Origin of the sequence: Sphingopyxis sp. MG (assembly GCF_002953155.1) — a bacterium.
GTDB lineage: Bacteria > Pseudomonadota > Alphaproteobacteria > Sphingomonadales > Sphingomonadaceae > Sphingopyxis > Sphingopyxis granuli.
Window position 1 is genome coordinate 1,989,427 of the sequence record NZ_CP026381.1, and the last position, 13,830, is coordinate 2,003,256.

General features: G+C 67.7%; 13 protein-coding genes. 5 read left to right on the plus strand and 8 right to left on the minus strand.

What is annotated here, in order from left to right:
* Positions 1–41 precede the first annotated feature (41 nt).
* The 8 genes from C3E99_RS09260 to tpiA form a co-directional block, all read right to left on the minus strand.
* Positions 42–485: a GNAT family N-acetyltransferase gene (locus tag C3E99_RS09260; protein ID WP_234002653.1), complete on the minus strand. Its 444-nt coding sequence runs from the start codon at positions 483–485 to the stop codon at positions 42–44.
* An 11-nt stretch (positions 486–496) separates the two neighbouring features.
* Positions 497–976, minus strand: a complete 480-nt coding sequence (locus tag C3E99_RS09265) for a glutathione peroxidase (protein WP_076075001.1) — start codon at positions 974–976, stop codon at positions 497–499.
* Positions 977–1,161: 185 nt separating this feature from the next.
* Complete coding sequence (locus C3E99_RS09270) at positions 1,162–1,839, minus strand: ABC transporter ATP-binding protein (RefSeq protein WP_067106451.1); 678 nt, start codon at positions 1,837–1,839, stop codon at positions 1,162–1,164.
* Entirely contained in the window at positions 1,832–3,082 is a 1,251-nt protein-coding gene (locus C3E99_RS09275) for a lipoprotein-releasing ABC transporter permease subunit (RefSeq protein ID WP_076074999.1), read from the minus strand. The genes C3E99_RS09270 and C3E99_RS09275 overlap by 8 nt, the downstream gene beginning before the upstream one ends.
* Positions 3,083–3,617: 535 nt before the next feature.
* A complete protein-coding gene (locus C3E99_RS09280; RefSeq protein ID WP_067106455.1) occupies positions 3,618–4,304 on the minus strand; it encodes a Crp/Fnr family transcriptional regulator in 687 nt (228 codons plus the stop codon).
* A 37-nt stretch (positions 4,305–4,341) separates the two neighbouring features.
* Positions 4,342–5,976: a CTP synthase gene (locus tag C3E99_RS09285; RefSeq protein ID WP_076074998.1), complete on the minus strand. Its 1,635-nt coding sequence runs from the start codon at positions 5,974–5,976 to the stop codon at positions 4,342–4,344.
* A gap of 102 nt (positions 5,977–6,078) precedes the next feature.
* A complete protein-coding gene (gene secG / locus C3E99_RS09290; RefSeq protein ID WP_076077762.1) occupies positions 6,079–6,516 on the minus strand; it encodes a preprotein translocase subunit SecG in 438 nt (145 codons plus the stop codon).
* 120 nt (positions 6,517–6,636) lie between these two features.
* Positions 6,637–7,389, minus strand: a complete 753-nt coding sequence (gene tpiA / locus C3E99_RS09295) for a triose-phosphate isomerase (RefSeq protein WP_076074996.1) — start codon at positions 7,387–7,389, stop codon at positions 6,637–6,639.
* Positions 7,390–7,591: 202 nt separating this feature from the next.
* Here tpiA and C3E99_RS09300 point away from each other — a divergent pair, with 202 nt between their 5' ends.
* From C3E99_RS09300 to trpD, 5 genes are all read left to right on the plus strand, one after another.
* Positions 7,592–9,535, plus strand: a complete 1,944-nt coding sequence (locus tag C3E99_RS09300; RefSeq protein WP_076074994.1) for a peptidylprolyl isomerase — start codon at positions 7,592–7,594, stop codon at positions 9,533–9,535.
* Between the two features lie 4 nt (positions 9,536–9,539).
* Complete coding sequence (gene trpE, locus C3E99_RS09305) at positions 9,540–11,057, plus strand: anthranilate synthase component I (protein WP_076074993.1); 1,518 nt, start codon at positions 9,540–9,542, stop codon at positions 11,055–11,057.
* Positions 11,058–11,114: 57 nt separating this feature from the next.
* Positions 11,115–12,179 (plus strand): alpha/beta fold hydrolase, encoded by a 1,065-nt coding sequence (locus tag C3E99_RS09310; protein WP_076074991.1) that lies wholly within the window; start codon positions 11,115–11,117, stop codon positions 12,177–12,179.
* Positions 12,180–12,241: 62 nt separating this feature from the next.
* The gene (locus C3E99_RS09315; protein ID WP_076074989.1) at positions 12,242–12,832 is read left to right on the plus strand and encodes an anthranilate synthase component II; all 591 of its coding nucleotides are present in this window, start codon (positions 12,242–12,244) and stop codon (positions 12,830–12,832) included.
* Entirely contained in the window at positions 12,829–13,827 is a 999-nt protein-coding gene (gene trpD / locus C3E99_RS09320; RefSeq protein WP_076074986.1) for an anthranilate phosphoribosyltransferase, read from the plus strand. The genes C3E99_RS09315 and trpD overlap by 4 nt, the downstream gene beginning before the upstream one ends.
* Positions 13,828–13,830: the final 3 nt, after the last annotated feature.

Genomic DNA, 13,830 nt, shown 5'->3' on the forward strand with positions numbered 1-13,830 from the left:
AATCGTCGAGTGGAGCGCCACGCCCGAAGAAGTGAGGCCCGTCACCGCAGCGGGCGCACCATGTGAACCGCGATGATCTCACCGTGCCGGGTTTCCTTCTCGAATCGGTAGCCCAGCCGCTCGTAAAGGGCGATATTCTCCGCCATCAGCTTGTTGGTGTAGAGCCGCGTCGCGCGCAGCCCTGCCTCGGCCGCCAGGGTTTCGGCATGGCGCATCAGGCGGGTGCCGAGGCCGTGACCCTGATGGCCCGGTTCGATCGCCACATTGACGATCAGCAATTCGTCCGCCTGCGGCACCGTTTCGACAAGCCCCGCAAGCGTGCCGTCGCGATAGAGGCAGTCGAAACGATGGTCGCGGATCGCGGCGTCATAATCGGCGGTCATGGGACGCGGCTTGACGGGCGTGACGCCAATCCATTTCGCATAGGCCCGCAACGTCAGGCCGCGAATTTCCTCGACCTGGTCGGGCCGGGCCCGACGAATCACCGTGCCGCCGGTCACGCTCCCAGCAACGCCTCGATTTCCTCGCGCAGCAATTCCGGCCGCGTGGTCGGGGCGTGGCGCGACACCACATTGCCCTCGCGATCCACCAGGAACTTGGTGAAATTCCACTTGATCCCGCTACCGAGCAGGCCGGTCTTCTCGTCCTTCAGATGCTTGAAGATCGGGTCGGCGCCCGACCCGTTGACGTCGATCTTCGCCATCACCGGAAAGCTCACGTCATAGGTGAGCGAACAGAAATTGGCGATTTCGTCGGCGTCGCCCGGCTCCTGCGCGCCGAACTGGTTGCAGGGAAAGGCCAGCACCTCGAACCCGCGATCCTTGTAATCGCGGTAAAGCGCCTCCAACTCCTTATATTGCGGGGTAAAGCCGCATTTCGACGCGGTGTTGACGATCAGCAGCACCTTGCCGCGATAATCGGCCATCGGTTTCGTCCCGCCGTCCGGCAGCGGCGCCGAAAGATCGTAGAGCGTCATTCGCCTTCTCCCTTTTTCACCCCCTTCCGCCTGCGGGAGGGGCAGTGAGAGTTGCGAGCTTGCTCGCTACTCGCAACGGGGTGGGCAGAACCATGCCGTCGTTAGCCCACCCCGCTGCGACTAGGCCCGACTGCGCCGGACCAAGTCTCGCTGCCCCTCCCGCAAGCGGGAGCGGAGGTGTCTGCCTACGCCTCGATATGCCCTTCGTGCAAGCGCAGCACGCGGTCCATCTTCGCCGCCAGCCGCTCGTTGTGCGTCGCGACCAGCGCCGCAGAGCCATGGTCGCGCACCAGCCCCACGAACTGCTCGAACACCCGGTCGGCGGTCGCCTCGTCGAGGTTGCCCGTCGGCTCGTCAGCAAGCACCAGCAGCGGCCGGTTCGCCAGCGCGCGCGCCACGGCGACGCGCTGCTGCTCGCCGCCCGACAGCTTGCTCGGCTTATGATGCAGCCGCTCGGCGAGCCCGAGCCGGGCGAGGAGGTCGGCGGCCCGGCCCTCCGCTTCGGCCTGGTCGGCGCCGCGGATCAACTGCGGCAGCACGACATTCTCGAGTGCGGTGAAATCGGGCAGCAGATGGTGGAATTGATAGACGAAGCCGATCTTCTCGCGCCGCGTCTTTGTCCGCTGCCCCTGATCGAAGCGCGTGACGTCCTCGCCGTCGATGCGGATCGTTCCCTCGAAGCCGCCTTCGAGCAGGCCCACGGCCTGCAGCATCGTCGACTTGCCCGATCCCGAAGGGCCGAGCAGCGCGACGATCTCGCCGCGGCGCAGGCTGGCGTCGACCCCGCGCAGCACGTCGATCGTCACCTCGCCTTGCGTGAAGCTGCGCCGCAGGCCGATCAGTTCCAGCGCCAGATCATTCATAGCGCAGCACCTGCACGGGGTCGGTGTTCGCCGCCTTGAACGCCGGATAGAGCGTCGCGAGGAAGCTGAACAGGATCGCCATCACCGCGATGCCGGCAATTTCGAACGGATCGGGCTTCGACGGCAGTTCGGCGAGGAAGCGGATCGACGGGTCCCACAGCGGCTGGCCGGTGACGAACTCGGCGCCGCGCAGGACGCCCTGGCGGAAATAGAGCAGGCTGAACCCCAGCGCCATGCCGAACAGGGTCCCGGCGATGCCGATCGACAGGCCGATCGCCATGAAGATGCGCAGCACCGCGTCGCGCGGCGCTCCCATCGTGCGCAATATCGCCATGTCGCGCGTCTTGGCGCGCACCAGCATGATCAGCGAGGAGACGATGTTGAACGCGGCGACCAGCACGATCAGCGACAGGATGACGAACATCGCGACGCGCTCGACCGACAGCGCCTCGAACAGCGCGCTGTTCATCGACCGCCAGTCGGAAATGACCGCCTTCGCCGCCACCTTCTCGGCAAGCGGCTGAAGGATCGGGCCGACCTTGTCGGGATCGGTCACCTTGACCTCGATCATCCCGACCTGGTCGCCGGTGAGGAGCAGCAACTGCGCATCCTCCATCGGCATCACGACATAGGCCTTGTCGAAATCATAGACGCCGATCTCGAAGATGGCGGAGACGCGATAGCCGATTTCGCGCGGGACGGTGCCGAAGGGCGTCGAACGGCCCGCCGGGTTGATGATCGTGATGTTCGACCCCACGGTGGCGCCGAGATTCTTTGCCAGTTCGCTGCCGATCGCGACATTGCCTGATCCCGGCGTCAGTGTATCCAGGCTGCCTTGCAACACCTTGCCGCCCAGCGTCTCGTTGCGACGGATGTCGGGGACGGTCATCCCGCGCACCAGCACGCCTTCGACGCGGCCGCCGAAGGTGGTGAGCAAGGGCTGCTCGATCAGCGGCGTCGCGGAAACGACGCCGGGCGTGGCTTTCGCCTGCTTGAGCACGCCCTGCCAGTCGTCGAGCCGCCCACCGAATCCCTGCACTACCGCATGGCCGTTGAGCCCGACGATCTTGTCGAACAGGTCGGCGCGCACGCCGTTCATCACGCTCATCACGATGACGAGCGCCGCGACGCCCAGCGTCACCGCGACGAAACTGAACGCCGCGGCGACGAAAATGAAGCCTTCGCCGCGTTGCGGGAGCATGTAGCGCTTGAAGATGGCACGCTCGTAAGGACGCAGGATCATCGGAAAACCGGCCTTCTGGAGCGCAAGGGAAGGTCATGCATGCCGCTGCTTTACGGGCGCCTCCGCCCGCTGGCAATGGGCGGTGACCGCCGTTCATTTGCGAATCATTCGCATAATCTGTTGCCCATCCGCCACAGCCGCGGGCAAAAGCGGCGATCCGCGCGTGCCAGAGGGTGACAAAGCGCCATCGTCGCCCTAGCCCGATGACTTCTGGTTCAACGCGGCCAAAGGCCCGGCTCCAGGGAGTGCAGATCCTTCGCCGGTCTGCGCACAAGGGGGATGGCGACGTTCGTCACTGGCGCCCGGGTCTCGATAGAGGCCCGGGCGTTGTGATTCGGGTCGCGGACAAGCGAAGTCCGGACACGAATGGAAGCCGGGGCAAGCCGGCACCTCCCCTGCCGCTTGCGGGAGGGGCTGGGGGTGGGCAGCCACGCCGCAACGGCCCACCCCGCTGCGACTGACGAACAAGTTCGCAAGTCTCGCTGCCCCTCCCGCCTGCGGGAGGGGAGATAGGTTCCGCTGCCGCGCGCCGCTCCTACCCCTCGCTCTCGCTGATATCCTCCAGCATGTCGGGGTCGAGCACGCGCACGCGGCCCTGCTCAAGCGAAATGATCCCCGATTCCTCCCAGCTTCTCAGCTGGCGGTTGATATGTTCGCGGCTCATCCCCGCGAAATTGCCGAGTTCGGTCTGCGACAGCTCGAGGCGCTGCGCGGCGTCGCCCGCGTCCTTGCGGATCAGGCGCTTCAGGTAGCGCGCGAGCCGCGGTCCCGAGGCATAGGCACGGTCGCTTTCGATCGTCTGGTCGGCAGTGCGTAGCCGCCGCGCCAGCTGGTGCATCAGCGACCATGCGAAATCGGGGTGGCTGGTCACGAAATCGCGCATCGCGTTGCGCCCGAGCTGGAGCGCGCTGCCGGCGCTCGTCGCCGTCACCGACGCGGTCCGTTCGCCGCCGTCGAGCAGCGCGATCTCGCCCAGCACCGCGCCCGGTTCGGCATAGGCCAGCACGATCTCGCGCCCGTTCGGGGTCAGCATCGATACGCGCGCGCTGCCCTCGGTCAGGATCAACAGGCTGTCGCCCGCCTCGCCCTGCGCCAGCAATTCCTTGCCCTTGGCGAAGTGCATGTGGACCGCGCGGCCGGCGATGTCGGCCCAATCCTGAAGCGTCAGGCCGGAAAAAATGGAGTCGGGGCCTTGGAGTTCGGCAAGTTTCGCGTGATCCATGGCCTGTACGTCCTTCCTGTTGCCCCACTCCGGCGCGTCAGACCAGTCGGCTCTGCTTCACCGCCGCTTCGATGAAGCCTTTGAACAGCGGATGCGGATCGAAGGGCTTCGACTTGAGCTCCGGATGGAACTGCACCCCGATGAACCACGGATGGTCCGGCCGCTCGACGATTTCGGGCAGCATGCCATCGGGCGACAGCCCTGAAAAGACCAGCCCGCCCTTTTCGAGCGGCTCGCGATAGGCGCCGTTCACCTCGTAGCGGTGGCGGTGCCGTTCGCTGATCGTGTCGGCGCCATAGATGCTGGCGACATGGCTGTTCGGCGACAGCTTCGCCTCATAGGCGCCGAGGCGCATCGTCCCGCCCATGTCGGTATCGGCACCGCGCTTCTGAAGCCCCTCGGCGCCCATCCATTCGGTGATCAGCCCGACGACGGGTTCGTCGGTCGGGCCGAACTCGGTGCTCGAAGCCCTGGCGATGCCGCTGGTGTTCCGCGCCCCCTCGATGCACGCCATCTGCATGCCGAGGCAGATGCCGAAGAAGGGCACGCCGCGTTCGCGCGCGAAACGCACGCTCGCGATCTTGCCTTCCGACCCGCGCTCGCCGAAACCGCCGGGAACGAGGATGCCGTGCATCGGCTCCAGCTTGGCGGCGAGGTCGGCCTCGCCGTCCTCGAACATCTCGGCGTCGAGCCAGCGGATATTGACCTTGACCCGGTTGGCGAGGCCGCCGTGGGTCAGCGCCTCGTTGAGCGACTTGTAGGCGTCGGGCAGCGAGACATATTTGCCGACGACGCCGATCGTCACCTCGCCCTCGGGGCTCCGCTTGCGGTCCATGATGTCGTACCAGCGGGTCAGGTCGGGGTCGGGCGCATCGGCGATGCCGAAGGCGCGCAGCACCTCGCTGTCGAGCCCCTCGCCATGATATTGCACCGGCACCGAATAGATGGAGTCGGCGTCGAGCGCCGGGATCACCGCTTCCTTCCGCACGTTGCAGAATTGCGCGATCTTGGCGCGCTCGCTGTCGGGCAGCGGCTTTTCGCAGCGGCACAGCAGGATGTCGGGCTGCACCCCCAGCGAGGCGAGTTCGCGCACGCTGTGCTGCGTCGGCTTGGTCTTCAGCTCCCCCGCCGCGGCGATATAGGGGACCAGCGTGACGTGGACCGAAACCGTATTCTCGCGCCCGACGTCGTTGCGAAGCTGGCGGATCGCCTCGATGAAGGGCAGCGATTCGATGTCGCCGACGGTGCCGCCGATCTCGCACAGCACGAAATCGAGGTCGTCGGTCTCGGCGCGGGCAAAGGCCTTGATCGCGTCGGTGACGTGCGGGATCACTTGCACCGTGGCGCCCAGATAGTCGCCGCGCCGTTCCTTGGCGATGATGTCCTGATAGATGCGGCCGGAGGTGACATTGTCGCTCTGCCGCGCCGCGACGCCGGTGAAGCGCTCGTAATGGCCGAGGTCGAGGTCGGTCTCCGCCCCGTCGTCGGTCACATAGACCTCGCCGTGCTGATAGGGCGACATCGTGCCCGGATCGACGTTCAGATAGGGGTCGAACTTGCGAATGCGGACGCGATAGCCCCGCGCCTGCAACAAAGCCGCGAGACTAGCCGCCATCAAACCTTTGCCAAGGGAGGAGACCACGCCGCCGGTGATGAAAATGAACCGCGCCATGGGAGGAAAGACTTACTCAACAGGAGGGGGACGGCGCAAGCCGCCGAATCGGTCGCCGCGGAAATATTTTCCGCGACGCGGGGTGGACAGGGCCGAAGCCGCTTATTTCTTGGCGGGCGGCGTCTGCGCCGGGGCGGCGTCCTGGCTTGCCGCGGCAGCGGCCGCCGCCAGCGGATCGTCGCTCGCCGGGGCGGCCGGAGCCGCCTGGGCGGGGGCTTCGGGTGCCGGGCCGGTCATCGACGGCGCCGCCGTGCCGCTCGATGGCTGCGCGGTCTTCGACAGCGAGGTATCGATCGTCGAGCCGTCGCGACCGACCGAGGCCATCGCCGCAAGCAGGATCGACAGACCGACGAACAGCGTCGCGAGGATCGTCGTCAGTCGGGTCAGGAAATCCGCCGCGCCGCGCGCCGAGAGCAGACCCGCCGGACTGCCGCCGACGCCCAATCCGCCACCTTCCGACTTCTGCATCAGGATGACGCCGATCATCGTGGCCGCGATCACGGCCTGGACGACCAGCAGGAAGGTAAAGAGGCTCGACATCGACGATTCCCGAAAGCTCGCGCGGCCCCCAAACGGACCGCGCCCGCGGCGCACATAGAGACGAAGCCGCGTCGCTTCAAGCCATACGTCGCCGCCGCGGGGCCGCAGCGGCGATCGCGATCACCCCAACTGCGCCGCCGCCGCGACGATCGGCAGGAACTTGGTGGCGGTCAGGCTCGCCCCGCCGACCAGCGCGCCGTCGACGTCGCCCGCATCCAGCAGTTCGGCGGCGTTGTCGCCGTTCACCGACCCGCCATAGAGAAGACGCATCGCCTCCGCCGCCGCCGGACCGGACAGTTCGCCCAGCCTGGCGCGAATCGCGCCGTGCATCGCCGCAACATCGGCGACGGTCGGCACCAGCCCGGTGCCGATCGCCCAGATCGGCTCATAGGCGATGGCGAGGCGCGCGGGATCGAAGGCGGCGGGCAGCGAGCCCGCGACCTGCGCCAGCACATAGGCGATGGCGCCCCCCGATTCGCGCACGTCGCGCGGTTCGCCGACGCACAGGATAACCGACAGGCCGGCGGCGAGCGCCGCTTCGGCCTTCGCCTTCACATCGGCGTCGCTTTCGCCGAACCCTTCGCGCCGCTCGCTGTGCCCGACGATGACGAGCCGGGCACCGGCATCGGCCAGCATCGGCGCCGCGACCGACCCCGTATAGGCGCCCGCTGCGGCGGCATGGCAGTCCTGCCCGCCGACCGCCGCCCCCGGCGCCGCGTCCGCCATCGCGCCGATCAGGGTGAAGGGCGGACACAGCGCGACGTCGACCGCGGCATGATCCGCCGCGCCGGCAAAGATCGCCCGCGCCTCGTCCAGCGCCGCCTTCAGCCCGTTCATCTTCCAGTTGCCGACCACATATTTGCGCCGCGCCATTGCCTCTTTCCCTTGTTGAACCTGTGAATGGGCCTGCCCTAGCGGTGCGCGCCGGGGAAAGGAAGCCGTGCGCATGCGAAGGACGTCGGCGGATGAACCGGCAGACGAAAAGGCCCTTTCCCGCCTTGATGCCGCCCCGCCTCCCGCCTAAAGCAGCGCCAAGCCGCGCGATGCCGCGCTTCGCCGAAAGAATGCCCGCTTCATGATCACCGCCATCCGCAATCTCTTCAGCTCCGCCATCGGCAAGTTCCTCGCGCTCGCCTTCGTCGTCGTCGTCGGTCTCGCCTTCGCGCTCAGCGACGTGACCGGCAGCGGCACCTTCGGCGGCATCGGCGGCGCCAACGTCGCGCAGGTCGGCGACACCGAGATCGGCGTCGGCGAGCTACGCGACCGCGTCCGCCTCGCCTATAATCAGGCGCGGCAGGATCAGCCGGGGATGACGATGGCGTCCTTCGTCGAATCGGGCGGACTCGATCAGGTGCTGAACCAGCTGATCGAGGGCGCCGCCTTCGAACAGTTCGCGGCCAAGCTGGGGTTCGGCACCAGCAAGCGGCTGGTCGACGGACGCATCGCCGACCTGCCCGTCTTCGCGGGCGTGTCGGGCAAGTTCGACCAGACGCGTTTCCAGGCCTTCCTGCGCGAAAACGGCATCAGCGAGGCACAGCTTCGCCGCGACCTGCGCCAGCAGCTCTTCGTCGAACAGCTCGCCGCGCCGATCGGCACCGTCGCCCGTCTCGCGCCGGGCATGGCGCAGCCCTATGCGGCGCTGTTGCTAGAGGCGCGCCGCGGCGACGCGACCTTCATCCCGTCGAGCGCCTTTGCGCCAAAGACCGATCCGGGCGACGACGCGCTGCGCAAATATCTGGCGCAGAACAAGACCAAATTCACGGTGCCCGAACGCCGCGTGCTGCAATATGCGCTGTTCGATCGCGCGTCCGCGCCGGTTCCGGAGGTCGCGGCCGACGAAGTCGCCGCCTATTACAAGGCGAATGCGGCGCGCTTCTCCGCGAGCGAGACCCGTCGCTTCGCGCAGGTGATCGCGCCCGACCAGGCGACGGCGAACGGCATCGCCACGAAGGTGCGCGGCGGCGCGACCATCCAGGCCGCGGCGCAGGCCGCCGGGCTTTCGGCCTCGACCACCGGCGCGCTCACCCGTTCGGCCTATACCGCCATGACGAGCGATACGATGGCCAAGGCCGCCTTCGCCGCCAAGCGCGGCGACCTGCTCGGCCCGACGCAGACCGGCCTCGGCTGGGCCGTCACGCGCGTCGAGGACATCATCGCCCAGCCGGCACGCACGCTGGCCGAAGCGACGCCGGAAATTCGCACCGAGCTCGAAAAGAACAAGGCGAACGAGTCGATCGTCGATTATTACAACGCCATCCAGGACGCCGTGAACGGCGGCGCCGCGATCGAGGAGGTCGCCAGCGACCGCAAGCTCAAGCTCGTCGAGACCCCGCCGCTGCTGCCGAGCGGGCGTCCGGCCGGACCGTCCGATTTCACTCTGCCGCCCGAACTGGCGCCGATGGTCGCGCAGGCCTTTCAGGGGAACGAGGGCGAGGGCCAGATCGCGACGCTCGTCGAGAACGAGAAGTTCGCGGTGTTCGCCGTCAAGTCGGTCGTCGCCGCCGCACCGCCGCCCTTTGCGCAGATTCGCGGCGACCTGCTGACCGACTGGCGCTTTGCCGAGGGGCAGAAGGTCGCGCGCGACAAGGCACGCGCGATCGCCAAGGCGGTCGAAGGCGGCAAGAGCCTGGCCGAAGCGGTACGCGCCGCCGGCCCCAATATCGGCAACGTCCAGACGATCGGCGGCCGCCGCGCCGAACTGGGCCGCGACGGTCAGGGCGTCCCGCCCGAACTCGCGCTGCTCTTTTCGATGGCGCAGGGCAGCGTGAAGACGCTCGAAATTCCAGGCAACCGCGGCTGGATGGTGATTTCGCTCGGCCATGTCGACCGCCCCGATCCCAAGCAGATCGACCCCGCGCGCGTCGCCGCCATCGCCCAGCCGCTCGGCCCGGCCTTCGGCAGCGAACTGGTCGAGCAGCTTGCCGCCGAGGCCAAGCGTCGCGTCCGGGTGAAGATCGACAAGGACCTGCTCGAACAGCTTCGCCAGGAGTTGAGCGGCACGGCAGCCGCCGTCGAATAGCGCCATGACGCTCGAAGGCCGATCCGCAGCGCTCGAAGCGCTGGCGCAGGGACGCGGCGCGGTGGTCTGGCAGCGCCAGATCGCCGACGTCGAAACGCCGGTTTCGGCGGCCCTCAAGCTGATCGAGCCGGGCCGCGGCGACTGGGTTCTCGAATCGGTCGAAAGCGGCGAGACGCGCGGCCGCTACAGCCTAATCGGCCTCGATCCCGACCTGATGTTCGAGGTGACGGGCGACGCCGCGCGGATCAACCGCGAATGGCGCCGCGACCGCGCCGCCTTTCGCCCGGTCGCGGGCGGGGCGCTCCAGGCACTGCGCGACCTCGTCGCCGAATGCCGCTTCGCGGTGCCGGAGGGACTGCCCAAGGCGCTGGCGACGCTCGTCGGCTTCTTCGCCTATGAGACGATCGGCCTCGTCGAGCGGATTCCGCGCGCGGCCGGACCGGGGCTCGGCCTGCCCGACATGATCTTCGTGCGCCCGACGACGATTCTCGTCTTCGACCGGCTCGCCGACGAACTGTTTCTGATCGCGCCGATCTGGCCCGATGCGGACGGCGCGATCGACCGGATGATCGACGACGCGCAGGAGCGGATCGAGACGATCGCCGCGCGCCTCGCCAGTGCCAGCGCGCACGGCGCGCGCGCCGAAACCCGCATCGACCCGGCCGCGATCGTCGCCACCCCCGCAACCGCGCCCGACGATTATGCGCGCATGGTGCGCGCCGCAAAGACGTATATCGGCGCCGGCGACATCTTTCAGGTCGTGCTGTCGCAAAGCTTTTCGGCGCCGTTCGACCTGCCGCCCTTCGACCTCTATCGCGCGCTGCGGCGGGTGAACCCCTCCCCCTTCCTCTATTTCCTCGACCTGCCGGGTTTCGCGCTGATCGGTTCGTCGCCCGAGATTCTCGTCCGTGTGCGCGATGGCGAGATCACGATCCGGCCGATCGCCGGCACCCGCCCGCGCGGCCGCACCAGCGCCGAGGATGCCGAGAATCGCGAATCGCTGCTCGCCGATCCCAAGGAGCGCGCCGAGCATCTGATGCTGCTCGACCTCGGCCGCAACGACGTCGGCCGCGCCGCGACCGGGGGCAGCGTGACCGTCACCGACAGCTATACGGTCGAATATTACAGCCACGTCATGCACATCGTGTCGAACGTCATCGGCCGCCTGGCGCCCGGCAAGGACGCGATCGACGCGCTGTTCGCAGGCTTTCCGGCGGGCACGGTCAGCGGCGCGCCGAAGGTCCGCGCCTGCCAGATCATCGCCGAACTCGAAACCCAGGCGCGCGGGCCCTATGCGGGCGGCGTCGGCTATTTCGCGCCCGACGGCAATATGGACAGCTGCATCGTGCTGCGCACCGCGATCGTCAAGGACGGCGTCATGCATGCGCAGGCCGGCGCGGGCATCGTCGCCGACAGCGACCCCGCCTACGAACAGCGCGAGTGCGAGGCCAAGGCGGGCGCGCTGTTCGCCGCGGCGCGCGAGGCGGTGCGGATCGCGGGAACGCCGGGTTACGGGCAATGATCGCCGCTTCTCGAAGAGGGCTTAAATCCGGCGCGCAAACGCGCTAGCGTCGCCGCCATGCTGAAATATCTCGCTCCGCTCGCCCTGCTGCTCGGCGGCATCGCCCCGACCCACGCCCAGACGGTCGAAGGTGCCGTCGAAGGCGATGCGATCCTCAAGGATTTCACCTTCGGCACGGGCGAAAAGCTGCCCGAGCTAAGGCTTCACTATACGACGCTCGGCAAGCCGCAGCGCGACGAACAGGGCCATGTCACCAACGCCGTGATGATCCTCCACGGCACCGGCGGGACCGGGAAGCAGTTCTTTCAGCCCCAGTTCGCCGACGAGCTTTTCGGCCCCGGCCAGCCGCTCGATACGAGCAGATATTATATCATCCTGCCCGACAATATCGGCCATGGCGGCTCGTCGAAGCCCAGCGACGGCCTGCGGATGAAATTTCCCCGCTACGACTATGACGACATGGTCGCCGCGCAGCACCGCATGCTCACCGAAAAGCTCGGCGTGACGAAGCTGAAGCTGATCCTCGGCACCTCGATGGGCTGCATGCACGCCTTCGTCTGGGGCGAGATGCATCCGGGTTTCGCCGAAAGGCTGGCGCCCTTCGCGTGCCTGCCTGTCGAAATTGCCGGCGTGAACCGGATGTGGCGCGCGCTGTCGATCGACGCGATCAAGGCCGATCCGCTGTGGAAGGACGGCAACTACACCGATCCGCCGCTCGCGGGCCTGCGCACCGTGGCCTCGCTCATGCTGATCGCGGGCTCCAATCCCTATGCCTTGCAGGCTCAATATCCGACGCGCGCCGCGGCGGAGGCTTACAAGGATGAGGCGTTCGCGCGCACATTCGCTCGCGGCGATGCAAATGACACGATCTACCAGCTTGATTCGTCGCGCAATTACAATCCGTGGTCGAACCTCGAAAAGATCACGGTGCCTATGCTGTGGATCAACTCCGCCGACGATTTCATCAACCAGCCCGGCTACGGGATCACCGGAAAGGCGGCGGCACGCATGCCCGGCGCGACATTCGTCCTGATCCCGGCCAGCCCCGAAACGAAGGGTCACAGCACGCACAGCTGGGCGAAATTCTGGAAAGACGACCTCGTGAAGCTGATGGCGGAGTGATCGGCCGCCGGAAAGCTTCTATCCCTTCCCCTCGCCTCTCAAAAGCGATACGGCCCGCCGCCATGATCCTGGTCATCGACAATTACGACAGCTTCACCTTCAACCTCGTTCATTATCTGATCGAACTGGGGGCAGAGGTGCGCGTCGAACGCAACGATGCGCTCACCGCAGCCGAGGCGCTGGCGAGCGGCGCCGAGGCGATCCTCATTTCCCCCGGCCCCTGTACCCCGAACGAAGCCGGGATCAGCCTCGATCTCGTCGCCGCCTGCGCCGATGCGGCACGGCCGCTGCTCGGCGTATGCCTCGGTCATCAGGCGATCGGCCAGCATTTCGGCGGCACGGTGCAGCGCGGTCACCTGATGCACGGCAAGACCTCGCCGGTGTGCCACGACGGCACCGGGCTGTTCGCCGGCCTGCCCTCGCCGCTCACCGCGACGCGCTATCACAGCCTCGAAGTGGTCGACATTCCCGCCGCGCTCGCGATCAATGCGACGAGCGACGATGGCGCGGTGATGGGCTTTCGCCATGTCGAACTGCCGATCCACGGCGTGCAGTTCCACCCCGAGAGCATCGCCACCGAGCACGGCCACGCGATGCTCGCCAATTTCATGCGGCTGGCGGGGCTGCCGGTCGCCGAGCGGCAGGCGGCATGAGCCGCTTCGGCCCCTTTCCCGACCCCGCCCGCTTCCTCGAACCCGACGAGGCGGCGCATGCCTTCGCAACGATGCTCGACGGCGGCGGCCGCGACGAGGAGGTGGCCGGCTTCCTCTCCGCGCTTTCGGATCGCGGCGAGACGATGATCGAGATCGCCGCCGCGGCGCAGGCGATGCGCGAGCGGCTGATCCCGATCCAGGCGCCCGCGGGCGCGATCGACGTCTGCGGCACCGGCGGTGACGGCCACCACACGCTCAACGTCTCGACCGCGGTGTCGATCGTCGTCGCGGCGTGCGAGGTTCCCGTCGCAAAGCACGGGAATCGCGCCGCTTCCTCGAAATCCGGCGCGGCCGACACGCTCGAGGCGCTCGGGCTCGACATGGAGCGCGCCGGGCGGATGGCGGAGGCGCAGCTCGCCGACCTCGGCATCTGTTTCCTCTTTGCCGCCAACCATCATCCGGCGATGAAGCGCATCCAGCCGATCCGTCAGGCGCTGGCGCGCCGCACCATCTTCAACCTGATGGGGCCGCTCGCCAATCCGGCGCGCGTGACGCGCCAGCTCATCGGCATCGCGCGCCCCGCCTATGTTCCGGTCTATGCCGAAGCGCTGCACCGGCTCGGCACCGACCATTCGCGCGTCATTTCGGGCGACGAAGGGCTCGACGAGCTGTCGCTCGCGGGCGGTAACGAGGTGGCGGTGGTGACGCCCGACGGCGTGCAGATGCAGCGCAGCACCGCGGCCGACGCCGGTCTGCCCTCGCATCCGATCGCTGCGATCCGCGGCGGCGACGCCAGCTATAATGCCAGGGCCTTGCGCGACCTGCTGCGGGGCGAGCACGGCGCCTATCGCGACGCGGTGCTCTACAACGCCGCCGAGGCGCTTGTCGTCGCGGGCGCGGTCGACAGCCTCGTCGACGGGGTCGAGGAAGCCGCCGAGGCGATCGACAAGGGGCTTGCCAACGCGCTGCTCGATTGCTGGATCGCCTACCGATGAATG